Below are 22,500 nucleotides of genomic sequence, written 5' to 3' on the forward strand. Positions count from 1 at the left end.
TTTAGAGCGTACCGAACACTTTCTTCGCCAAACTGGTCGCCGCAGCCGCGGGGTTCTTGCGAATGGTGGCTTCCTGCTCGCCGATCATCTTGAACAAGCCGTCCAGGGCCTGCTCGGTCACGTAGTTCTCGACGTTGGCGCTCTTGGCGTCCACTACACCCAGCGTCGCAGCCTGGCCGGCAAAGGCGTTGTACTTCTGGGCCAGGCCGACCTTGTCGGTGGCTTGCTTGACGATAGGCAGGAACTTGGCGCGAATCTGTTCGCGGCTGCTCTTGTTCAGGTATTGCGTGGCCGAATCGTTGCCACCGCTCAAGATGCCCTTGGCATCGCTCACGCTCATGTTCTTCACGGCATCGACCAGGATCGGCTGGGCCTGCACTACGGCGGCTTCGGCCGCCTGGTTCATGCTGGTTTCCAATTGATCCACCTGGTCACCCATGCCGAAGGCTTTCATCTTGCCGGCGACTTTGCCGAGCTTGCCTGGCAACTCGATCTTCACGTCCGGGTTGTTGCTGAAACCGCCCGGCTTGCCCAGTTGCTTGACGGCAATCTGGGCGCCTTGGGTCAGTGCATCCTTGAGGCCACCCGTGGCGTCTTTCTGGGACAGATCGCCCAGGGACAAGGCCATGGCGTTGGCGCAGATCAACAGGCCGGCACACAGGCCGGTGAAGCGAAGGGTAGAGCGGAGCATGGCAGCTTCCTTGAGGAGTGGAACAGGAATCAGCGTGCGGCGTTGACGCGAATCTTCAACGGCTGCGGATCTTTGCCATCGAGCTGCACGGCATGTTGTTCTGTGGTGATGAACATCAGCTGGCCGTCCACTTCGATGCGGGCGCTCACGGCATAACGATGACCGGGCTTGACCTGTGCCGGATCATAACTGAGCTTGAACGGTAATGGGACCTGCCCTTCGACCGGGCCACGTTGCTCGTCGATCACTACCGCCGCAGCGTCGGCCAGGGAAACGTCTTGCAGGCTTACGGTCAAGGTTGCAGTGGGCGGCAAGGCGATGCGCTGCAAATAGAATACTTCACCGTCAAGGGTTTGGACGGTTGCGGAGGGTGGCGTTGCCGATTGGCAAGCGGCCAGTACGGCCATGGAGGCAAGCAGAGCAAATCTTTTCATGGGTCATTACCTTTCCCTTTGACGCCAACAACACGCCAGCGTCAAAGAGAATCTGGAGGATTCTGGTTTATAAATCCACCTGAACGTTGCGACTCAGGAGCCGAACGTGAATGGCAGAGTCTCTTCGGTTTCCGGTGGCGCGAGGGTCAGGTTGATATCAACGTTCTGATCACCGCCGTTCCAGATGAACGTATGCGGGGTGTTCAGGAAAAGAGGACGAGGGGCGTTGATTTGCGCGGTCACCGAAAACTCTTCGCCTTCGGTCGCGACGTCGCTGTTGATGGTGAAGCTGACGATCCATGGCATTTTGGGTATCTGGTTGCCGCCATGGCCGCCGGAGGTATGCGGCGTTGCGAAAGTGATGTGAGTGCCTCCGCTTTCAGGGAGTTGAACATCTTCAGGCAAATGAATGGACGCTTGGATGGTATGCAGGCTCATGTTGAATTCCTTTTCAATCCGTCGATATTGACGTGAGCCCATCCTAGAGTCTTGGTCTAACGATATCTGTAGGGCTTTTCTTCGTTTGACGTCGCCTGTGCCGCTTGAAGATGTGGGATCGCATATATCGACTGGCTGATCGGGGCAACCCCACGCTGCCCCAGATCAAGTTTCAGGGCTGGTTGCGAGTCTCAGTCACCTCTTCGTCGCGATGCAACGCCACCTGGCGGATCGACAAACGAATCTCCGCCGGCAGCACGCGCTTGGCCGCACCTTCGGCCAGTTCACCGAGCAGCTCGTGATAGCTTAGCTTGCCCGCTTCATCGCGGCGCAGTACGTCGAGGTCGAGCATCGTCTGGATGAAGTGGCGGAACAGGCTCTTGTCGAAGAACTCCGGCGCGTTCAGCCCGTGCAGGATCGACAGGCGCTGGGCCATGACGGTGCAGAGGTCTTCCAGCTCTTCGGCGCTGATGCTGTTCTGGCCGCTGTTGAGCAGCAGCGAAACGGTCATGTAGAAGCGTTGCAGGGTCTGGGCAATGCTCTTCGATAGCAGCGTCAGCAGCACGAAATGCCTTGAACTGGGCGCAGGACGCAGGTACAGGTCTTTCTCGAAACGCAGCAGGCCCTGCTCGACGAACGCTTCGAGCCATTGGTCGACCACGGCGTCCAGTTCCTCCAGCGACCAGCGAATGAACAGCTCCGATTGCAGGTACGGGTACAACGCGCGGGTATAGCGCAGGATCTGCTCGCGGCTCATGCGCGAGCTGCTCTGGAAGAAGCTCGCCAGCAGCGCCGGCAGGGCGAAGATGTGCAGCACGTTGTTGCGGTAGTAGGTCATCAGCACCGCATTCTGCTCGTCCAGGTACAGGATCTTGCCCAAGGCATCGCTCTGTTCCGACAGCAGGTCCATGCCTTTGACATGCTCGATCAACGCCTGGCCGTCGCCCTCAGGCAGCGTGGTATGCGGTGAATACGGCACTTTGCGCAGCAACGCGAGGTACAAGTCCAGCACGCGGGCCATGGCCTGGTCGTCCAGGGCCAGGCGGCTGGTGGACAGCAATGCCAGGGCGACAAGGTTGACCGGGTTGATGGCCGCGGCTTCGTTCAGGTGCCGCGCCACGCGTTCGCCGAGGCGGTTGGTGGTCGCGTTGAGCCAGGCTGGTTTGAATTGCGGACCCAGTTCCTGCTGGCGCCAATCGGGCTGTTCGCCGTCGAGGAATTCCGCCAGCTTGATCGGTTCGCCGAAGTTCACCGCCACTTGGCCGAAGCGCTGCTTGAGGGCGCCGATGACCTTGAAGATATCGAAGATCGACTCTTTCTTCTTGCTCGCGCCGCGCAGTTCGCCCAGGTAGGTGCGGCCTTCCAGCACGCGCTCATAACCGATGTACACCGGCACGAACACGATGGGCATGCGCGACGAGCGCAGGAAGCTGCGCAGGGTGATGGCGAGCATGCCAGTCTTGGGTTGCAGCATGCGCCCGGTGCGCGAACGGCCGCCTTCGACGAAATACTCCACCGGGAAGCCCTTGGTGAACAGCGTGTGCAGGTATTCGTTGAACACGGCGGTGTAGAGCGGGTTGCCCTTGAACGTACGGCGCATGAAGAACGCCCCGCCACGGCGCAGCAGGCTGCCGATCACCGGCATGTTCAGGTTGATGCCCGCAGCGATGTGCGGTGGCGTCAGGCCGTTGCGAAACAGCAGGTACGACAACAGCAAGTAGTCGATGTGACTGCGGTGGCACGGCACGTAGATGACTTCGTGGCCCTGGGCGACGTTCTGCACGCCTTCGATGTGGTTGACCTTGATGCCGTCGTAGATCTTGTTCCAGAACCAGCTCAGCACCACTTCCAGGAAGCGGATGGCCGTGTAGGTGTAGTCCGAGGCGATCTCGTTGCCGTAGCGCAGGGCCTGGGCCTTGGCTTTTTCCGGGGAAATTTTCTCCCGCTCGGCTTCTTCGGCAATGGCCTGCTTGACCAGCGGCTGGTTCAACAGCCCCTTGACCAGGTTGCGTCGGTGGGAAATGTCAGGGCCGATGACCGCCGCTTTAAGGTTGCGGAAGTGCACCCGCAGGATCCGCTGGGCCATGCGCACGGTGCGTTCGTGGCCCTTGTCGTGCTCGATCAGCTCGCGCAGGTGGATCGGCGCGGAAAACTGCACGCGGGTCTTGCGCCCGAGAATCATGATGCTCAGCAATCGACGCAAGCGCCCGGTGACCGCCCAACTGTCGGCGAACAACAGCTTCCAGGGGCTGGATTCGCTGTCGGGCGACTGGCCCCAGAACACACTGACCGGAATGATCTGCGCATCTTCGGCGACATTGTGGGTCAGCACGTCGACCAGCCGCGTCAGGGTGGGCGGCGCTCCTCGCTTGTCCTGGCGCCCGAGCCAGTCCGGTGCCGGCGTCAGGTAGAAGAATGCCGCCGGCTCCAGCAGGTTGCCCACCGAGACCGGCAGCACCGGGCGCGGCAGGCCGGCCTTGGTGCACTCGGTGTCGAGCACCGCGAGATCGGTGAGCGAAGGATCTTGCAGGACGTAGAACACGGGACGACTGCGGTCGAGGTTGAGGGTAAAGGACGACTGGTTGATCGTCTCGGAGCGAACCCAGAGATACAGCAGTCGGCGCAAGGTGCCAAACACAAGACGGCGGAACGGGGAGCGGGTCATACGGCTTCTGCATGAGTGAATGGGATGGAGCGGCCGTCAGTGTGCCGGATTCGTCGAAAATCGGCAAAAAAGCGCCGAAGTAAAGTCAGTTGAGAGTTTTCTCGGGTGTCATATACTCGGCCAGTTACTGCCCCGGCCTTCCACATCGACGACCGGACGGTGGCTAAGTTCGTACGGCTTTCCTGCGAAAAGCCGACTCAAAATAAAAATGGGAGTGAGCATCATGGCAGCACGCGAAACCGGCAATGTGAAGTGGTTCAACGACGCCAAGGGCTACGGCTTCATCCAGCGTGAAGGCGGCGCGGATGTGTTCGTGCATTACCGCGCGATCCGTGGCGAAGGCCACCGTTCACTGACCGAAGGCCAGCAGGTCGAGTACGCGGTCGTGGAAGGGCAGAAGGGCTTGCAGGCTGAGGATGTGGTGGGGTTGTAACCCGCATTCACTGGCAACACAAAAACCCAGTGTGGGAGCGAGCCTGCTCCCACAGTTTTGGATGGGGTGCCACCTGGTTCGTGCCCACCCCATATCCCCTGTGGGAGCGAGCTTGCTCGCGAAGACGGCGTTACATTCAACATCACCGTCTCAGGCAGACCGCTATCGCGAGCAAGCTCGCTCCCACATTGGCTCTTCGGTGGACTGGAGGTCAGCGTCACGCCGTCTTCCAGGTAATCTCTTCTTCCCCATCGGCGCTGATGCGAATCCAGCGATCCGCCGACTCTTCACCTTCTTCCTCCACCCACGAGCCGGGTGCGCAGCGCACTTCGACGTTCAGTGCGGCGAAAGCGGCGCGGGCGCAGGCGATGTCGTCTTCCCACGGCGTCTGATCACTTTCCAGATACAGGCTGTTCCATTTGCCTACGGCCTTGGGCAACCAGGTCACTGGGATGTCGCCAGCCTTGCACTTGTAAGTCTGGCCTTTCTGCACCCAGTCGCTGCACGGCCCCAGGGCTTCGCCGAGCCAGTGGGCGATGGCTTTGTGGTCGACGTCGGCGTCCTTCAGGTAAATCTCGATATCGGGTTGGCGCATGGATGTCCTCGCTGCGGTCTTGAAAAATCCATTCGCGGATTTAACTGGCCCCAGACAGTTGCCCGGGGCCCAAGGTAATTATTGAAGAATGAAATAATCGTAGCGCATCGACACCGTGACTTCGAACGGCTCGGCCTGCTCGATCACGCCGGCGCGGCGTACGGCACTGGCGCGCCAGCCGTGCGGCGTCATCGCCAGCAGGTTGGCGCGGTCCTGCCCGTTATCGAGCGTCAGTCTGAATTCGAGGGTTTCGCTGTGATCCAGCACCATGCCCGGCGGTACCAGGGCCAGGTGCTTGTCGTCGGTGTATTCGCGGACTTCGTCGTACAGGCGCTCGCGCAACTCCATCAGGTGGCCGGCGGTAGGGCCGACTTTCATCAGGCCGCCGCCGGGGCTGAGCAGGCGCTTGGCCTCCTGCCAATCCAATGGGCTGAACACGCTGGCGAGGAACTGGCAGCAGCCGTCCGCCAACGGCACCCGGGCCATGCTGGCGATCAACCAGGTCAGCTGCGGGTTGCGCTTGCAGGCCCGTTTGATAGCTTCACGGGAAATGTCGAGGGCGTAGCCATCGGCATTGGGCAACGCTTCGGCGATTTGCGCGGTGTAATAACCCTCGCCACAACCGATGTCCAGCCAGCGCCCAGGCGCGCGTTCGGCGGCCAGTTCGGCCAGGCGCCGGGCGACCGGGGCGTAGTGGCCGGCATTGAGAAAGTCGCGGCGAGCTTCGACCATCGCCTGGTTGTCGCCGGGGTCGCGGCTGTTCTTGTGCTGCACCGGCAGCAGGTTCAGGTAACCCTGCCGCGCGCGGTCGAAGCGATGTCCGGCGGGGCACACCACGCCGTTGTCCACCGCGTTCAGCGGTTCACTGCAGATCGGACAGGCAAGCATCAGGCGAGCAACTTGGTCAGCGTCTTGTAGTAGATCTCGGTCAGCACGTCGAGATCGGCGGCCAGCACGCGCTCGTTGACCTGGTGGATGGTCGCGTTGACCGGCCCCAGCTCCACGACCTGCGTGCCCATGGTGGCGATGAAACGACCATCTGAAGTGCCGCCGCTGGTGGAGGCTTTGGTCTCGCGGCCCGTCACGTCCTTGATGCTCGATGACACGGCGTCCAGCAAGGCACCCGGCTCAGTGAGGAACGGCAGGCCGGACAAGGCCCAGTCGATGTGCCAGTCCAGTTGATGCTTGTCGAGGATGACGGCGACGCGCTGTTGCAAGCCTTCGACGGTGGATTCGGTGGAGAAGCGGAAGTTGAACACCGCCACCAGGTCACCGGGGATCACGTTGGTCGCGCCGGTGCCGGAATTGAGGTTGGAGATCTGGAAGCTGGTCGGCGGGAAGAAATCGTTGCCGTGGTCCCAGTGCTCGGCGGCCAGTTCGGCCAGGGCCGGCGCGGCCAGATGGATCGGGTTCTTCGCCAGGTGTGGATAAGCCACGTGGCCTTGCTTGCCGCGCACGGTCAGCTTCGCGCCGAGTGAACCACGGCGACCATTCTTGACCACATCGCCCACCAGCGTGGTGCTCGACGGCTCGCCGACGATGCACCAGTCCAAGCGCTCCTGGCGGGCCTTGAGGCGTTCGACCACGGCCTTGGTGCCATGGTGGGCCGGGCCTTCTTCATCGCTGGTGATCAGGAAGGTCAGCGAGCCCTTGTGGTCCGGGTAGTCGGCGACGAACCGTTCGGCCGCGACAACCATTGCCGCGAGGCTGCCTTTCATGTCAGCCGCGCCACGGCCGCAAAGCATGCCGTGTTCGTCGATGACCGCATCGAACGGGTCGAGTTGCCAAGCCTGCACCGGGCCGGTCGGCACCACGTCAGTGTGACCGGCGAAGCACAACACCGGGCCGTCCTGCTTGCCATGGCTGGCCCAGAAGTTATCCACATCCTCGATGCGCATCGGCTCCAGTTTGAAACCGGCGTCGCCCAGGCGCTGCATCATCAGTTTCTGGCAATCGGCGTCGGCCGGCGTCACGGACGGGCGGCGGATCAGGTCGCAGGCGAGTTGCAGGGTCGGCGAGAGGTCGGCGTGGGCCGTCATGGAAAACTCCGGGAATATAGTGTGAACGCAAGGCTTGTGCAGGCGCGGGCTGGCTCGCGCAAAATGGCGGTTATCTTATAGCAAAACGACCACCATGGGCCCCTGGCGGGGGACAGGTGGAACACAAAACCTGTGGAAGCGAGCTTGCTCGCGATGGCGGTGGATCAGTCGATACCTATTGACTGGACTGACGCCATCGCGAGCAAGCTCGCTCCCACAAGGGGAAATTGGTGGGGTTCAATTCGCGAACGGCTCGAATTGCCACGGCAAAGCCCTATAATGCGCGCCGGTTTTTGGGGTAATGGTCATGAGTACAGAAGATCCACGGTTTGCCGGTATCGCCCGTTTGTATGGCATCGAAGGCCTGGAGCGCCTGCGGGCGGCCCATGTGGCGATTGTCGGCGTTGGCGGTGTCGGCTCCTGGGCGGCGGAGGCCATCGCCCGTTGCGGCGTGGGCGAGATTTCGCTGTTCGACCTGGACGATGTCTGCGTCAGTAACGCCAACCGTCAATTGCACGCCTTGGACAGTACAGTCGGCAAGCCCAAGGTCGAGGTGATGGCCGAGCGGCTGCGGGGCATCAACCCCGACTGCACCGTGCACGCGGTGGCGGACTTCGTGACCCGCGACACCATGGCCGAGTACATCACGCCGAACATCGATTGCGTGATCGACTGCATCGACAGCGTCAACGCCAAGGCCGCGCTGATCGCCTGGTGCAAGCGCCGCAAGATCCAGATCATCACCACCGGCGGCGCGGGCGGGCAGATCGACCCGACGCTGATCCAGGTCTGCGATTTGAACCGTACGTTCAACGATCCGCTGGCCTCCAAGGTGCGCTCCACCTTGCGCCGCGACTACGGCTTCTCCCGCACCGTGACCCGCCACTACAGCGTGCCTTGCGTGTTCTCCACCGAACAACTGCGCTACCCGAAACCGGACGGCAGCATTTGCTTGCAGAAGAGTTTCGTCGGCGACGGCGTCAAGCTCGACTGCGCCGGCGGGTTTGGCGCGGTGATGATGGTCACGGCGACGTTCGGCATGGTCGCGGCGACGAAGGCTGTGGATAAGATTGTCGCGGGCGTGCGGCGGCCGGCGGACAGGACCAAGCCCGGACAGTAATTGTGGCGAGGGGATTTATCCCCGTTGGGCTGCGAAGCAGCCCCCTAAAACTGTGAACTCAATCCTCTCGGCACACCGAGTTGCCTGGTTTGGGGCCGCTTCGCAGCCCAGCGGGGATAAATCCCCTCGCCACAATCATTGCGCCAGTTCGCGCATCCGCTGTAGCACTGCATTCAACCCATTGCTACGCGACGGCGACAACTGCCGCGACAATCCCAACTGATTGAACCAACCCGGCAAATCCACCTGCTGCAATTCTTCAGCGGACAAACCATTGACCCGCGCCAGCAACAACGCCACCAGACCACGGATCAACCGCGCATCGCTGCTGGCTGAAAACTGCCAGTGGCCGTCGTGCAACTGACCCACCAGCCAGACTTGGCTTTCACAGCCGCCGACAAGGTTGGCGTCGCACTTGTCTGCATCGCTCAATGGCGCCAGGCGCTCGCCCCATTGCATCAACAGCCGGGCGCGTTGTTCCCACCCGGAGGCGTCCTGGAAAATCTGTAGCGCGGCGATGGCGTCGGCAGGCAGATTCATCGCAGCATCTCCAGGGCCTGGTCCAGCGCCTCGAAGAAACGCTCGATGTCGGCGGAATCGTTGTACAGCGCCAGCGACACCCGGATTGCCCCGGACAGCTTCAGATGCTTGAACAACGGCATCGCGCAATGATGCCCGGCACGCACGGCGATGCCTTGCTCGGTCAGCAGGTGCGCAAGGTCGGCGTTGTGGATGCCATCGACCACGAAGCTGGACAGTGCGAGTTGGGGGCTGCCCACCAGGCGCACGCCGTTACGCGCCTGCAGACCGTGGAGCAAATAATCATGCAGGGCGGTTTCATGATCGATGACCGCCTGCCCGTCGAGCCCGGACAGGTAATCCAGCGTCGCCCCCAGGCCGATCACGCTGGCGATAGGCGGTGTGCCAGCCTCGAAACCCAGTGGCGCCGGGCGGAAGGTGGCGCTGTGGTAATCGGCCTGCTGGACCATTTCACCGCCAAACTGCCAATGATGCAGTTGACCAAGCGCTTCGCTGCGACCGAACAGCGCCCCCAGGCCTTCGGGGCCGTAGAGCTTGTGGCTGGAAAACACGTAGAAGTCGCAGCCCAGTGCCTCCACATCATGGCGGCCGTGGACCACGCCCTGGGCGCCATCGATGACCGTCAGCGCGCCCTGCGCCTTGGCCATCGCCAACAGCGCCGGCAACGGCTGCCAGGTGCCGAGGACGTTGGACAACTGGCTCACCGCCAACAGGCGCGTGCGCGGGCCGATCAGCTCGGCGGCGGCGCTCGTATCGATCACCCCATCGGCATCCAGCGGCAGCACCACCAGGGTCAATGCGCGACGCTCCGCCAGTTGCTGCCAGGGCAACAGGTTGGCGTGGTGTTCCAAGGCGCTGACGACAATTTCATCGCCCGGGTTGAACAGATGTTCCAGCCCATAGGCCAGCAGGTTCAGCGCCGACGTGGCGCCATGGGTGAAGACCACTTGCCCGCAGTTTCCGGCATTGAGCCATTGCGAGACCTTGAGGCGACTGTCTTCGAATGCCTGGGTAGCCAGCGCCCCGGGCAAATGTTGCGCCCGGTGTACGTTGGCCGCACCGTTGGCATAGTAATGCGCCAGCGCGTCGAGCAAAGCTTGGGGTTTTTGCGTGGTGGCGGCGTTGTCCAGGTAGGTCTGGCCTTGCCGTTGCAGGGCGGCGATGGCCGGGAAATCGGCACGCCAGGGGGATTGAATCAACATGCTTTCGGGCCCTGCTGGAGTTACGCCGGACCCTGTGGGAGCGGGCTTTTGTGGGAGCCGAGCTTGCTCGCGATGGCAGCGACACGGTTTTACTGCAAGACCGCGTCATCGTTCATCGCGAGCAAGCTCGGCTCCCACAGAGGCTCGCTCCCACAGGTGACTGTGTGAAGCCGCTTAGTTATGCGCGTGCAGTGCTTCGTTCAGCTCGATGGCCGACTTGTGGGTCTTGCATTCCACCGCGCCGGTTTCGGAATTGCGGCGGAACAAAAGGTCAGGCTGGCCGGCCAGGTCGCGGGCCTTGACCACTTTGACCAGTTGGTTGTTTTCGTCCAGCAGTTTCACCTTGGTACCAGCGGTCACGTACAGGCCCGACTCCACGGTGTTGCGGTCGCCCAGCGGGATACCGATGCCGGCGTTCGCGCCGATCAGGCAGCCTTCGCCGACCTTGATCACGATGTTGCCACCGCCCGACAGGGTGCCCATGGTCGAGCAGCCGCCGCCCAGGTCCGAGCCCTTGCCGACGAACACGCCCGCCGAGACACGGCCTTCGATCATGCCCGGGCCTTCGGTGCCAGCGTTGAAGTTGACGAAACCTTCGTGCATGACCGTGGTGCCTTCGCCCACATAGGCGCCTAGGCGCAGACGCGCGGCATCGGCGATGCGCACACCGGCCGGGACCACGTAGTCGGTCATTTTCGGGAACTTGTCCACCGAGAATACTTCCAGCAACTCGCCACGCAGGCGGGCTTCGAGCTGGTGCTCGGCCAGTTCGGCCAGGTCGATCGCGCCTTGGCTGGTCCAGGCCACGTTCGGCAGCAGAGGGAAGATGCCGGCCAGGTTCAGGCCATGGGGCTTGACCAGACGATGGGACAGCAGGTGCAGCTTGAGGTACGCCTCAGGGGTGGAACTCAGTTGGGCATCTTCGGCCAGCAGGGTGGCGACCAGTGGCTTGTGGCTTTCGGCCAGGCGGGTCAACAGCGCGGCTTGGGCGGCGTCGACGTTGCGCAGTGCTTCAGCCAGTTGGGAAGCCTGGGCGGTGGTGAAGGTGATGGCCTGGTTGCCTTCGCTGTAGCCCAGGATCGGCGCGATGGCCGCGACGATCTCTGCCGACGGCTTGAGCAGTGGCTGTGCGTAGAAGACTTCCAGCCAGGCGCCTTCACGGTTTTGGGTGCCGACGCCGAAGGCCAGGCTGAACAGGGTAGTGGACATGAAATTACCTCTACAAAATGGACTGGGCAGGCTTACTTGATTTCTGCCGCATAAATATCTGGCTTGAAGCCAATCAGGGTTCGGTTGCCGAGATCGAGCACCGGGCGCTTGATCATCGAGGGTTGGGCGAGCATCAGTTCGATGGCTTTCGTCTGGTCGAGATCGGCTTTGCGTTCGTCGTCGAGTTTGCGAAAGGTCGTACCGGCACGGTTCAACACCACTTGCCAGCCATGCTCGTTGCACCACTGGGTCAGGTGCTCACGGTCGATGCCGGCAGTTTTGTAATCGTGAAAGTCATAGCGCACCGCGTGCTCATCGAGCCAGGTACGGGCTTTTTTCATCGTATCGCAGGCTTTGATGCCGAAAAGCTGTAAGTGCTTGTTTTCATTGGGCATGAGTGCTCCCCCAAAACGTTCCCGGTATCGTCCTGAAAATCAGCCGACGATTATGCCACGTCGTTCCTTTCAGTGCCTTGACTGTCGCGACGGATCGGACGAGGCGGAACCGATCGGAAAGAGGTGGCCACACAGCACAGGTAGACCCAGCACTTTTCCACACAAGAGACCCCGCCCATGGATTCCATCTCCCTGACCCCGTTCCATCCACTGACGGATCAAACTGAAACACTCCCGCCCCCTTCAACGACCTCGACGACCGGGACCACTGCAGCCGTCGCGATCGGCCCTGTCACCGCTGAACAGGACCTGGCCAATCGGACGGGCGCCATCAAGGCCCAGCTCACCCGGGTATTCGAACCCCATATGAACGGTGCCAATCGCGAGGCCTTCGAAGCACTGATCGACGATCGTTCACGGACCTTGGCCAATGACGGCGAAACCGCAGAAAGCGTCGACGCGGTGCTCACCAAGGGCTCGCGCCTGGATCGCGCGGCCCACGACACCGTCGGATTCCTCCGTTCGGTTCCCTTTGGCGCGGCGTCCATCGCGCTGGACTTCGCCCCGGCGGTGACCGGCAATGGCTCGATTACCGCGCCATTGGCGCTGTCGGCCATTGCCGGCCTGGTCAGCAGCGCCGCCGACACGGTCGGCAATGGCCTGATGAAGCGAGCCACCAGCGATACCCAATGGCTGGTGGCCGACAATGCCGAGCTGGAGCCGGTCATGCAGGAAGCCGCCCAGGCGGTGAAGCCGAGCCTGACGACCCAGGCTGTCGAAGGCAGCCTGACCTTCCAGACCTTCACCGCGCGAAACGTCTTGCGCACAGTGGTCCAACCCGTGGTGACAAAAACGGTCGATGCGCAGACGGGCAGCAAGGTGGACTCGGTGATGGCGGCTGTCGGTTCTCCGCTTTCCGGCATGGCGGCCTATGATCTGCAACATTCCATCGATAAATCGAAACACCGGATTGGCCCGGAATACCTGTTGGGGCGCCAGGACTGGCATCAGCGCTACAAGGATCTCAAGAATTATGGCGTAGGAAATGCGGCGATGGGCATTGCCAAGCGAGTCGGCAGCCTGCCGCTGGACGCGATGCGCGATGGCAGCAAATCGCTGCAAGCCTTGGTGACGCCGACGGGCTTGGTCAGTGGTCTCGGCGCGTTGGCCGGCGGTATTACCGCGATCGGCATGGCCCAGACCGCCGCTGTCAATGCAGCCAGGAACGCCGGGATTTCGCCTGCGGGTGTTGCGGCAGCTGGCAAGGCGACCGTCACCGCCACCATGGCCCCGGTGCTCGCCGCCTGGGTGACCACGGCCGTGATGACGCAGCCGTTGGCGGACAAGGCTTCCGCTGCGTTGGACAGGCTATCCGCCGGTCCCGCTCATCCGGATGAGCTGCAGGGAATGTTGCCTTTGGTTGAAACGCCGGTGGCCGAACATGTTGAGGAAGAGAGCGACAATGAGGGTGACAGCGTCGATTTTGTCTCGGCCCGCTCGACCCTCAGTGCCGCCGAGCGAGCGGTTTAGCATTGGTTGATTGCCGGTCGCCCCTGCCGCGTGGAGGTTAGGGCTGGCCGACGGACGATGGCGCATTAACGCCGCTGAGGTGCGACCAATGTGCAACGGCAGCGGTCCGCCTCGGCAGTTAATATGGCACTTCACCGGCCAGCTGTTGCCGGAGATGTGTATGGCTGTCATTGGAAGTCCGTTATGCAAAGCGCCTATACCGTCCTGATCCTGTTGATGCTGGTCGGCGTGTCGCGCCTGATCGGACGGTTGATCCCGCTGCCGTTGCCCCTGGTGCAGATCGCTGCCGGTGCCGTGCTGGCCTGGCCCTCGCTGGGACTGCATGTGGCGCTTGATCCCGAGTTGTTCCTGTTTTTGTTCTTGCCGCCGCTGCTGTTCTCCGACGGTTGGCGAATGCCCAAGCGCGAGCTCTGGCGCCTGCGTGGGCCGGTCCTGACGCTGGCGGTGGGGCTGGTTCTGTTCACGGTGGTGTTGGCGGGTTATTTCATTCATTGGTTGCTGCCCGATATCCCGTTGCCGGTGGCCTTCGCCTTGGCGGCTGTCCTGTCGCCGACCGACGCCGTGGCGGTCTCGGCAATTGCCCGGGATCGCTTGCCCGCACCGTTGATGCACATGCTCCAGGGCGAAGCGTTGATGAACGATGCGTCGGGCCTGGTGACCTTCAAGTTCGCCCTGGCAGCGGCGATCACCGGCGTGTTTTCCCTGGCGGGGGCGAGCCTGGCCTTCGTCCTGGTGGCGGTCGGCGGCCTGTTGGTGGGCGTGGCGCTGAGTTGGCTGATGGGCCGCTTGCGGGCCTGGATGATTGCCCGTGGCTGGGACGATCCGGCGACCCACGTGGTGTTCATGTTGTTACTGCCGTTTGCCGCCTATGTGCTGGCTGAACGCTTGGGTGCCTCGGGGATTCTCTCGGCGGTGGCGGCGGGGATGATGCAGAGTTGGCTCGACCTGCTGCCGCGCCAGACGGGCACGCGGCTGCTCAATCGCAGCGTCTGGGCGTTGCTGGAATTCGCTTTCAACGGCCTGATCTTCCTGCTGCTGGGCTTGCAATTGCCGGACATTATCAAGGCGGTGACCAGCCACGAGACGACGTTGTGGCCAACACTGTTTTATCGCTGCCTGGACGTGGTGGCGATTTTCCTGGTGTTGCTGGTGCTGCGGTTTGTCTGGGTGCAAAGCATCTGGCGCGTATCCGGGCTGGTGCGCCGCTGGCGCGGCAAGGGCGAGCTGACCCTGGTGCCGACCGCGCGTTCCTGCTGGTTGTTGACGTTTGGCGGTGTACGCGGGGCGGTGACGCTGGCGGGCGTGCTGTCGGTGCCGTTGTTGTTGAGCGCCGGTGTTGAATTCCCGGAGCGCGACTTGCTGATCTTCATTGCCGCTGGGGTGATCCTGTTGTCGCTGATCGCGGCCTGCATCTCCCTGCCGATGCTGCTGCGTGGCATCGAGAAAAGTCCCGACGACAAGCGCCGAAACGAAGTCCGCGAGGCGTGGCGTAAAACCGCTGAGGCGGCGATTCATGCGCTGGAAGTCGAAGAACCAAGCGTTGTACCGGACGCGGCCCAGGCTGCGCTGGCGACGGAGGTCAAGGCGCGGTTGATGTCCGAGTATCGCCATCAGCTCGAGGTGTTCAACGACTCAGCCGAAGCCCAGGCGCTGGCGTTCGAGATGGATTTGCTGGAGCGTCGGCTGCGCTTGAAGGCCTATCGGGCGCAGCGACTGGAGCTGTATCGGCTTAGCCGGCATCACCAGATTGGCGACGATGTGTTGCGGGAGGTGCTGGGGGAGCTGGATTTGGCGGAGGCGAATTTGGGGTTGGGGAAATAAATATCCGTCTCATCGCCCGAATAGCGAGCGTTTACGGTTGAGCACCTCGTATACGCGGTTCGTTTTTCCGATAGCGGGAGCCAGATCGGCTGCGGTGAGTCCGGATTGCTCCATGCGAAACTTGATGGCTTCAATTGGGTCAGGCAGATCAACCGGGAAGTTCTTGGTTTCGTAGGCCTCGATCAGAGTGACCATGACTTCAAAAGCAACGCCTTCCGGGGTGCCAAGTTCAGGTTCATTCTCAAACAGGGGAGAGATCTCTTTGAGAGCTACCCGGTATTCTTCGTCGGTGCGGATTGGGCGAATGTTCATGGTGATTACTCCATTTCCAATCGACACGCAGCTGAGGTTGCTTTGCCCCGTCTGCGTGGCTGGGTCAACCCGGAGAGGGACCCAGACTTCTGCCAGCGTTCGCTGGTGACGGGGCGATCATGGCTGTCGGTAATAACGAATTCAAGCCAGCTTGATTCTTGAAACAGGGCTGCATGAGATCTGTTGAGCTTCTAAACCAATAAAATCAATGGGTTGTTCTATGGAGGCTCGTTTTATTTCTTTTTTTGTCTGAGCAAGCGATCGTGGTCTGTCAGACGCACCGAAGTTTCCGACAAGTTTTTAAGGTTGCCCGTCGGAAGCGGGGGCTCTAGCCTCTAGGTGTCGCTGCCAATTCAGCGACCGGACGTGAGAATCCGAACAACACCTCTAGGAGCACGGGCTTCTGCGCTATCCAGACGCGGGGCTTTACATACTTCAGCTCTAGGTAGCAATTTTGATGGACAAGAAAGAGACTCAAAACGCCCCAAAGCCCGCATCCACTTTCCCTTACGGCGATTACGCACCCGAAAAGCTGCAAGAAGCCGCTGATCGTGCGCTGGATCATTACCTTAAACCTGACGACAGCAAATCAGAACCCAAGCCCTCGGTACAGCTATTCACTGTGGCTGATGGTATCGACACCGAAGTGTTGCTGGCCAACCTCAGCGAAACCCTGGCTTCGGCCAATGCAATACTCAATGACCTTGCTTTCGATCAGGACGGCTCGCGACGGCATGTAGCATTGGGAGTGGCCCAGATGATTGAGTTGGGGATGTTGTTGGCGAACAAGTGCCTGGATCGGGTAGAGCTTCGGACTTGATGTAATAAGTACCGGCCTCATCGCGAGCAAGCTCGCTCCCACAGGGTATTTGTGGTGTTCGCAGATATGGGGGCGACACCAGCCCCCTGTGGCGAGGGAGCTTGCTCCCGCTGGGCTGCGAAGCGGCCCTGAAACCGGACAACGCGGTATGTCAGGCAGATTGAGTCGACTGCTTCGGGGGCTGCTGCGCAGCCCAGCGGGAGCAAGCTCCCTCGCCACGACAGCGGTCCGCTTCAGCGCGATATAGCCATCAACCCCGACGTTGGATAAACGCGCGAATCCGCTCCGCCGCTTCCACGCACTCCGCCAATGGCGCAACCAGGGCCATGCGCACGCGGCCGGCGCCTGGGTTGACGCCGTCCACGTCGCGGGACAGGTACGAGCCCGGCACGACGGTCACGTGTTCCTGTTCGAACAGGTCACGGCAGAAGGCTGCGTCATCGCCCGCCACGTTCGGCCACAGGTAGAAGCTGCCGTCGGGGCGTTGCACGTCCAGCACCGGACTGAGGATTTCCAGCACCGCGTCGAACTTCTCCCGGTACAGCGCACGGTTGGCCCGCACGTGCACTTCGTCGTTCCACGCGGCGATGCTTGCCAGTTGGGTCTGAACCGGCATCGCGCAGCCGTGGTAGGTGCGGTACAGCAGGAAGCCCTTGAGGATGTCGGCGTCGCCGGCCACGAAACCGGAGCGCAGGCCCGGCAGGTTGGAGCGCTTGGAGAGGCTGTGGAACACCACGCAGCGCTTGAAGTCCTTGCGGCCCAGTTCGACGCAAGCGGTGAGCAGGCCCGGAGGCGGAGTTTGTTCGTCGAAGTAGAGTTCGCTGTAGCACTCGTCCGAGGCGATCACGAAGTCATATTCGTCAGCCAGGGCGATGAGTTTCTTCAGCACATCCACCGGGATCAAGGCGCCGGTCGGGTTGCCGGGGGAGCACAGGAACAGGATCTGGCAGCGTTTCCAGATATCCGGCGAGACGGCATCGAAATCCGGATTGAAGCCGTTGGCATCGAGGCAAGGCAGGTAGTGCGGCTTGGCCCCGGCCAGGAACGCCGCGCCTTCGTAGATCTGGTAGAACGGGTTCGGGCTCACCACCAAGGCGTCGTCGCCCCGGTTGACCACGGTCTGGGTGAAGGCGAACAGCGCTTCACGGGTGCCATTGACCGGCAGCACGTGGCGCGCCGGGTCGAGCCAGCCGCTTGGCACATTGAAGCGACGCTCGCACCAGCCAGTGATGGCTTCACGCAGTTCCGGAATACCGAGGGTGGTCGGGTACACCGCCATTTTTTCCAGGTTGCTGGCCAGGGCCTCAGCCACGAAGCTCGGCGAACGGTGCTTGGGCTCGCCGATGGACAGCGCGATCGGGCGCTTGTCCGGGTTGGGCGTGACGCTGCCGAGCAGGGCGCGGAGTTTTTCGAACGGGTAGGGTTGGAGCTGGTTCAGAGCGTTGTTCATCGGAGGCCTCCTCAATGTGGGCGCGGTCCTTGTGGGGGCGAGCTTGCTCGCGATGGCGGTGAGTCAGGCAGCATCAATGCTGGATGCTCCGTCGCTATCGCGAGCAAGCTCGCTCCCACAGAGGGGGATTTATTGATTCAGATGCTGATGCGTGTCAGATGAGCATCGGGTTCCTGGTTGACGCTCAAATGCTGGACGATCGCTTCCTGCAAGCGGCTGCACAGTTGCGGATCAGAAAGCGGATGATTATGGGCGTCGGTAATGAAGAACACGTCTTCCACCCGTTCGCCGAGCGTGGCGATCTTGGCGTTCTGCAGCGACAGGTCGAATTCCAGGAAGATATGGCCGACGCGCGCCAGCAGGCCCGGGCGGTCCGGCGCGCTGAGTTCCAGCACGGTGACCTGGCGATGGGCGTCGTTGTGGATCGTCACCTGTGGCGCAAAGGCGAAATGCTTGAGCTGGCGCGGCACCCGACGCTGGATGATGGTCGGGTAGTCCGCCGGGTTGCGCAGGGCCTCGGTGAGGCCATCGCGAATCTGCTTGATTCGCGCCGGGTTGTCACCGATCGAATCGCCGTCGGTGTCGAGCACGATGTAGGTGTCGAGGGTGAACTGGCTGGTAGACGTAATGACCCGGGCGTCATGGATGTTGAGGTTGAGCTGGTCCATCGCCGCCACGGTCACGGCGAAGAAATCGTGCTGGTCCGGGGCGTAGATGAATATCTGCGTGCCGCCCTCGAACTCGCGTTGGGTGGTTTCCTTGATCAACACCAGCGGTCCGCCGTCGGCCGGCTGCTGCAGGATTGCGTCGCTGTGCCAGGCCACGTCGCCAGCGGTGTGGCGCAGGAAATAGTCATCGCCCAATTGCGACCAGAGCTGCTCGACATCGTCCGGATCGGTGCCGCCGCGGACCAGGATGTCCAGAGCCGCGCTCTGGGTGCGGCGGATCTGTTCTTCGCGGTCCACCGGGTTTTCCAGGCCGCGGCGCAAGGCTCGCTTGGTCTCGGTGTACAGCTGGCGCAGCAGGCTCGCGCGCCAGGAGTTCCACAGGGACGGATTGGTGGCGTTGATGTCGGCCACGGTCAGCACGTAGAGGTAATCCAGGCGCGTCTCATCGCCGACGGTCTGGGCGAAATCGTGGATCACCTGCGGATCGGACAAGTCCTTGCGCTGGGCGGTGGTCGACATCATCAAGTGGTTTTGCACCAGCCAGACGATCAGCCGGCTGTCCCATACCGGCAGTTGGTGCCGCTGGCAGAACGCCTCGGCATCGACCGCGCCGATCTCGGAATGGTCGCCCTGGCGACCCTTGCCGATGTCGTGATAGAGCCCTGCCATGTAGATCAGCTCGGGCTTGGGCAGCTTGGCCATGAGTTTGCTGGCCAACGGAAATTTCTCCGAAACCTGGGTGTATTGCAGCTTGCGCAGGTGCTTGATCAGGTTCAGCGTGTGGGCGTCGACCGTATAGATGTGGAACAGGTCGTGCTGCATCTGCCCGACGATATGGCCGAACTCCGGCAGGTAGCGCCCGAGGATCCCGTAGCGGTTCATCCGGCGCAGGTTGCGGTGCACGCCGATCTTGCACTTGAACAGCTCGATGAACAGGCTGGTGTTGCGAATGTCGTTGCGGAAGTCGTCGTCGATCAGGTGCCGGTTTTCCCGCAACAGGCGAATGGTGTCGGCGCGCACGCCCTTGATTTCCGGCTGTTGGGCCATGAGCACGAAAATCTCGAGCATGGCGAACGGCGTGCGGCGGAACACGTTGGCGTTGCGCGCCTCGATGTAGCCGTCGTGCAGTTGGAATCGTGAATTGATCGGCTGCGGCGGCGCCTCATCCTCGGAGGCGAGAATGACCTCTTCGAAGTGCTGGATGATCAGCTCGCTGAGCTGGGCAATGCTCATCACCACGCGGTAATACTGCTGCATGAAGTTTTCAATGGACTGCTTGGCGTCCTGGCCTTCGAAACCCAGCAGGCCGGCGATTGAGCGCTGGTGGTCGAACAGCAGTCGATCCTCGGCTCGCCCGGCGAGCATGTGCAGGGCGTAGCGGACCTTCCACAGGAATTCCTGGGACGAGGCGAGCAGGGCGTTCTCGCTCTCCACCAGGAAACCTTCTCCGGCCAGGGCCCGCAGATTGAGCGTGCCGTACTGCCGACGGGCAACCCACAGGATCGTCTGGATATCCCGCAGCCCGCCGGGCGAGCCCTTGACGTTGGGTTCCAGGTTGTACTCGGTGTCGTTGTACTTGTGGTGGCGAGCCTTCTGTTCGGCGCGCTTGGCCAGGAAAAAATCCTTGCTCGGCCACATGTGCGCCGTGCTGGTGACGTCGAGCATGCGCTGGCGCAGTCGCTCGGGGCCGGCAACGGTGCGGCTTTCCATCAGGTTGGTGATCACTGTCAGGTCGGCGCGGGCTTCGTCGGCGCATTCCTGCACCGAACGTACGCTCTGGCCGACTTCCAGGCCGATATCCCACAACAGCGTCAGGAAGCGCTCGATGGAGTCGCGGAAAATCTCATGATCGGCGCTGTCCAGCAGGATCAGCAGGTCGATGTCGGAATAAGGGTGCAGTTCGCCGCGCCCGTAGCCGCCCACCGCCACCAGGGCGATGTCGGCGTCCTCGCTCCAGTTGAACTGCTCCCAGGCCTTTTGCAGGATGTTGTCGACGAACCAGGCGCGGTCCTCGATCAGCCGGCGGATATCGCGGCCGCTGCGAAAGCGCTGGTCGAGCACTTCGTGGGCCTGGCGGATCGCTTTCTTGAACGCCGAGATGGGGCTTGCCTTCAGGGCCAGTTCAGCCTGGAACTGGCCGCGGTCGAAGAGTTCGGGATCCACCTGCGGCATCGAATGGCTTTCCTTTCTATCTATATCTATAGGCTGGTTACGGGTCAGGCGGAAACGCGTGGGATGGTGTCATCGCTGCGCAGGGTAAAGATCTCGTAGCCCGTCTCGGTCACCAGCAGGGTGTGTTCCCATTGGGCCGACAGCTTGCGATCCTTGGTGATGGCGGTCCAGCCGTCACCCAGCACCTTGGTGTCGGCGCGGCCCTGGTTGATCATCGGCTCGATGGTGAAGGTCATGCCCGCCTGCAGCTCCATGCCAGTGCCGGCGCGGCCATAGTGCAGGATCTGCGGTTCTTCGTGGAACACCTTGCCGATGCCGTGGCCACAGAATTCACGCACCACCGAGAAGCCGTTCTTCTGCGCGTGCTTCTGGATCACTTCGCCGATGTCACCCAGGCGGCAGCCCGGCTTCACCAGTTCGATGGCCATGTACATGCATTCCTGGGTGACCTTGGACAGGCGCTCGGCCCACTCCGGGACATTGCCGACGTGAAACATGCGGCTGGTATCGCCGTGGTAGCCATCCTTGATGACGGTGACGTCGATGTTCAAGGTGTCGCCGTCCTTCAACGGTTTTTCGTTGGGGATGCCATGGCAGACCACATGGTTGATCGAGGTGCAGATCGACTTCGGGAAGCCTTTATAGTTGAGCGGGGCGGGGATGGCCTTCTGCTCGTTGACGATGTAGTCGTGGCAGATGCGGTCCAGCTCTTCGGTGGTCACGCCCGGCTTGACGTAGTCGGCGATCATTTCCAGCACTTCGGCGGCGAGTTTGCCGGCGACGCGCATTTTGGCGATGTCTTCGGGAGTCTTGAGGGTGACGGTCATACAGGCTCTCTCTGCGCCCGACGGCGCTGTTCAAAACGAAATGGGCGGCGGATGATGACTCGCGTGGCCCTGAAAGAGGCGATTCTAACAGACGATCAGCGCAAATCCGCGTCCACATGCATCGCTTCTCTCTATATGGGTGTACATCCATGAACCATGAAAGGGCTGTGGGAAAGGGGCTTTGCCGGGATTTCAGAATCCGTGTTCCGTTTTCGCCCTTGCTGTGGTATAAAATGCGCCGCTTTCCGGGGATGACCCCGTAAGCTTAAATCCACACACGTGTCGACACGATGACCTGGGTGCCTTCGGCTTATACCGCCGCTGGTTGGTCATTGGGATACGTGGAGGCCAAACCCGACTTATCAAGGAACTATCATGTCCCAAGTCAACATGCGCGATATGCTGAAGGCCGGTGTGCACTTCGGTCACCAGACCCGTTACTGGAACCCGAAAATGGGCAAGTACATTTTCGGCGCGCGTAACAAGATCCACATCATCAACCTTGAAAAAACCCTGCCAATGTTCAACGAAGCACTGACCTTCGTAGAGCGCCTGGCCCAGGGCAAAAACAAGATTCTGTTCGTCGGCACCAAGCGTTCCGCTGGCAAGATCGTTGCTGAAGAAGCAGCACGTTGCGGTTCGCCGTACGTCGATCACCGCTGGTTGGGCGGCATGCTGACCAACTTCAAGACCATCCGCGCTTCCATCAAGCGTCTGCGTGATCTTGAAGTCCAGTCCGAAGACGGTACTTTCGCCAAGCTGACCAAGAAAGAAGCGCTGATGCGCACTCGCGATCTTGAGAAGCTGGACCGCTCCCTGGGCGGTATCAAGGACATGGGCGGTCTGCCTGACGCACTGTTCGTGATCGATGTTGACCACGAGCGCATCGCGATCACCGAAGCCAACAAGCTGGGTATCCCGGTCATCGGCGTTGTCGATACCAACAGCAGCCCGGAAGGCGTTGACTACATCATCCCAGGCAACGATGACGCCATTCGCGCCATCCAGCTGTACATGGGTTCGATGGCTGACGCTGTGATCCGTGGTCGCAACAATGTTAATGGCGGCACCGAAGTCTTCGCTGAAGAAGCTCCGGCAGCAGCCGCTGAGTAATCGACGCCCCTGGCGTTGACTCAGTA

At 61.6% G+C, this 22,500-nt stretch carries 20 protein-coding genes and 1 pseudogene; 6 read left to right on the plus strand and 15 right to left on the minus strand.

All coding sequences use genetic code 11. From position 1 onward, the window contains the following. Position 1 precedes the first annotated feature (1 nt). The 4 genes from JMN22_RS13560 to plsB all read right to left on the minus strand — a co-directional run bounded on the left by JMN22_RS13560 (position 2) and on the right by plsB (position 4,228). Entirely contained in the window at positions 2–691 is a 690-nt protein-coding gene (locus JMN22_RS13560; protein WP_030139509.1) for a DUF4197 domain-containing protein, read from the minus strand. 29 nt (positions 692–720) lie between these two features. Next, positions 721–1,125: a YbaY family lipoprotein gene (locus JMN22_RS13565; RefSeq protein ID WP_030139508.1), complete on the minus strand. Its 405-nt coding sequence runs from the start codon at positions 1,123–1,125 to the stop codon at positions 721–723. Positions 1,126–1,218: 93 nt separating this feature from the next. Next, complete coding sequence (locus JMN22_RS13570) at positions 1,219–1,563, minus strand: hypothetical protein (RefSeq protein ID WP_030139507.1); 345 nt, start codon at positions 1,561–1,563, stop codon at positions 1,219–1,221. 172 nt (positions 1,564–1,735) lie between these two features. Beyond that, on the minus strand, positions 1,736–4,228 hold the full coding sequence (gene plsB / locus JMN22_RS13575) for a glycerol-3-phosphate 1-O-acyltransferase PlsB (RefSeq protein WP_030139506.1): 2,493 nt from the start codon (positions 4,226–4,228) through the stop codon (positions 1,736–1,738). Between the two features lie 223 nt (positions 4,229–4,451). Here plsB and JMN22_RS13580 point away from each other — a divergent pair, with 223 nt between their 5' ends. Further along, the gene (locus JMN22_RS13580) at positions 4,452–4,661 is read left to right on the plus strand and encodes a cold-shock protein (protein WP_003184959.1); all 210 of its coding nucleotides are present in this window, start codon (positions 4,452–4,454) and stop codon (positions 4,659–4,661) included. A 217-nt stretch (positions 4,662–4,878) separates the two neighbouring features. On the opposite strand, the gene JMN22_RS13585 is transcribed toward JMN22_RS13580, so the two are convergent. From JMN22_RS13585 to dapE, 3 genes are all read right to left on the minus strand, one after another. Then, entirely contained in the window at positions 4,879–5,256 is a 378-nt protein-coding gene (locus tag JMN22_RS13585) for a hypothetical protein (RefSeq protein ID WP_030139505.1), read from the minus strand. Positions 5,257–5,334: 78 nt separating this feature from the next. After that, positions 5,335–6,144, minus strand: coding sequence for a putative RNA methyltransferase (locus tag JMN22_RS13590; protein WP_198796335.1), 810 nt, complete (start codon positions 6,142–6,144; stop codon positions 5,335–5,337). Further along, complete coding sequence (gene dapE, locus JMN22_RS13595; RefSeq protein WP_198796336.1) at positions 6,144–7,295, minus strand: succinyl-diaminopimelate desuccinylase; 1,152 nt, start codon at positions 7,293–7,295, stop codon at positions 6,144–6,146. The genes JMN22_RS13590 and dapE overlap by 1 nt, the downstream gene beginning before the upstream one ends. A 301-nt stretch (positions 7,296–7,596) precedes the next feature. Here dapE and tcdA point away from each other — a divergent pair, with 301 nt between their 5' ends. Further along, positions 7,597–8,415, plus strand: coding sequence for a tRNA cyclic N6-threonylcarbamoyladenosine(37) synthase TcdA (gene tcdA / locus JMN22_RS13600; RefSeq protein ID WP_198796337.1), 819 nt, complete (start codon positions 7,597–7,599; stop codon positions 8,413–8,415). Between the two features lie 135 nt (positions 8,416–8,550). Here tcdA and JMN22_RS13605 read toward each other — a convergent pair whose 3' ends face one another. From JMN22_RS13605 to JMN22_RS13620, 4 genes are all read right to left on the minus strand, one after another. After that, positions 8,551–8,955, minus strand: a complete 405-nt coding sequence (locus tag JMN22_RS13605; RefSeq protein WP_198796338.1) for a SufE family protein — start codon at positions 8,953–8,955, stop codon at positions 8,551–8,553. Next, positions 8,952–10,157 carry an aminotransferase class V-fold PLP-dependent enzyme gene (locus JMN22_RS13610; protein WP_198796339.1) on the minus strand — a complete coding sequence of 402 codons (1,206 nt, stop codon included), beginning with the start codon at positions 10,155–10,157 and terminating at the stop codon, positions 8,952–8,954. The genes JMN22_RS13605 and JMN22_RS13610 overlap by 4 nt, the downstream gene beginning before the upstream one ends. Positions 10,158–10,331: 174 nt before the next feature. Next, the gene (dapD, locus tag JMN22_RS13615; RefSeq protein ID WP_030139499.1) at positions 10,332–11,366 is read right to left on the minus strand and encodes a 2,3,4,5-tetrahydropyridine-2,6-dicarboxylate N-succinyltransferase; all 1,035 of its coding nucleotides are present in this window, start codon (positions 11,364–11,366) and stop codon (positions 10,332–10,334) included. A 32-nt stretch (positions 11,367–11,398) separates the two neighbouring features. After that, complete coding sequence (locus tag JMN22_RS13620; RefSeq protein ID WP_198796340.1) at positions 11,399–11,761, minus strand: ArsC family reductase; 363 nt, start codon at positions 11,759–11,761, stop codon at positions 11,399–11,401. A 177-nt stretch (positions 11,762–11,938) separates the two neighbouring features. Between JMN22_RS13620 and JMN22_RS13625 the strand changes: the two genes are divergently transcribed. Beyond that, positions 11,939–13,291 (plus strand): type III effector protein RopAA, encoded by a 1,353-nt coding sequence (locus JMN22_RS13625; protein ID WP_198796341.1) that lies wholly within the window; start codon positions 11,939–11,941, stop codon positions 13,289–13,291. Between the two features lie 183 nt (positions 13,292–13,474). Next, positions 13,475–15,112 carry a Na+/H+ antiporter gene (locus tag JMN22_RS13630; protein ID WP_198796342.1) on the plus strand — a complete coding sequence of 546 codons (1,638 nt, stop codon included), beginning with the start codon at positions 13,475–13,477 and terminating at the stop codon, positions 15,110–15,112. Positions 15,113–15,133: 21 nt separating this feature from the next. Here the strand turns inward: JMN22_RS13630 and JMN22_RS13635 are convergent. Further along, positions 15,134–15,424 (minus strand): annotated as a pseudogene (locus JMN22_RS13635) (helix-turn-helix domain-containing protein); the annotation flags it as partial. Between the two features lie 457 nt (positions 15,425–15,881). Here JMN22_RS13635 and JMN22_RS13640 point away from each other — a divergent pair. Continuing rightward, complete coding sequence (locus JMN22_RS13640) at positions 15,882–16,244, plus strand: DUF6124 family protein (protein ID WP_030139494.1); 363 nt, start codon at positions 15,882–15,884, stop codon at positions 16,242–16,244. A 250-nt stretch (positions 16,245–16,494) separates the two neighbouring features. Here JMN22_RS13640 and dapC read toward each other — a convergent pair whose 3' ends face one another. The 3 genes from dapC to map all read right to left on the minus strand — a co-directional run bounded on the left by dapC (position 16,495) and on the right by map (position 21,361). Next, entirely contained in the window at positions 16,495–17,694 is a 1,200-nt protein-coding gene (gene dapC / locus JMN22_RS13645) for a succinyldiaminopimelate transaminase (RefSeq protein WP_198796343.1), read from the minus strand. A gap of 137 nt (positions 17,695–17,831) precedes the next feature. After that, entirely contained in the window at positions 17,832–20,534 is a 2,703-nt protein-coding gene (locus JMN22_RS13650; protein ID WP_030139492.1) for a [protein-PII] uridylyltransferase, read from the minus strand. A 44-nt stretch (positions 20,535–20,578) separates the two neighbouring features. Then, entirely contained in the window at positions 20,579–21,361 is a 783-nt protein-coding gene (gene map, locus JMN22_RS13655; protein WP_030139491.1) for a type I methionyl aminopeptidase, read from the minus strand. Positions 21,362–21,736: 375 nt separating this feature from the next. Here map and rpsB point away from each other — a divergent pair, with 375 nt between their 5' ends. Then, positions 21,737–22,474: a 30S ribosomal protein S2 gene (gene rpsB, locus JMN22_RS13660; protein WP_003198231.1), complete on the plus strand. Its 738-nt coding sequence runs from the start codon at positions 21,737–21,739 to the stop codon at positions 22,472–22,474. Positions 22,475–22,500: the final 26 nt, after the last annotated feature.

It is taken from the genome of Pseudomonas sp. HB05, from assembly GCF_016756915.1.
Taxonomy (GTDB): domain Bacteria; phylum Pseudomonadota; class Gammaproteobacteria; order Pseudomonadales; family Pseudomonadaceae; genus Aquipseudomonas; species Aquipseudomonas alvandae.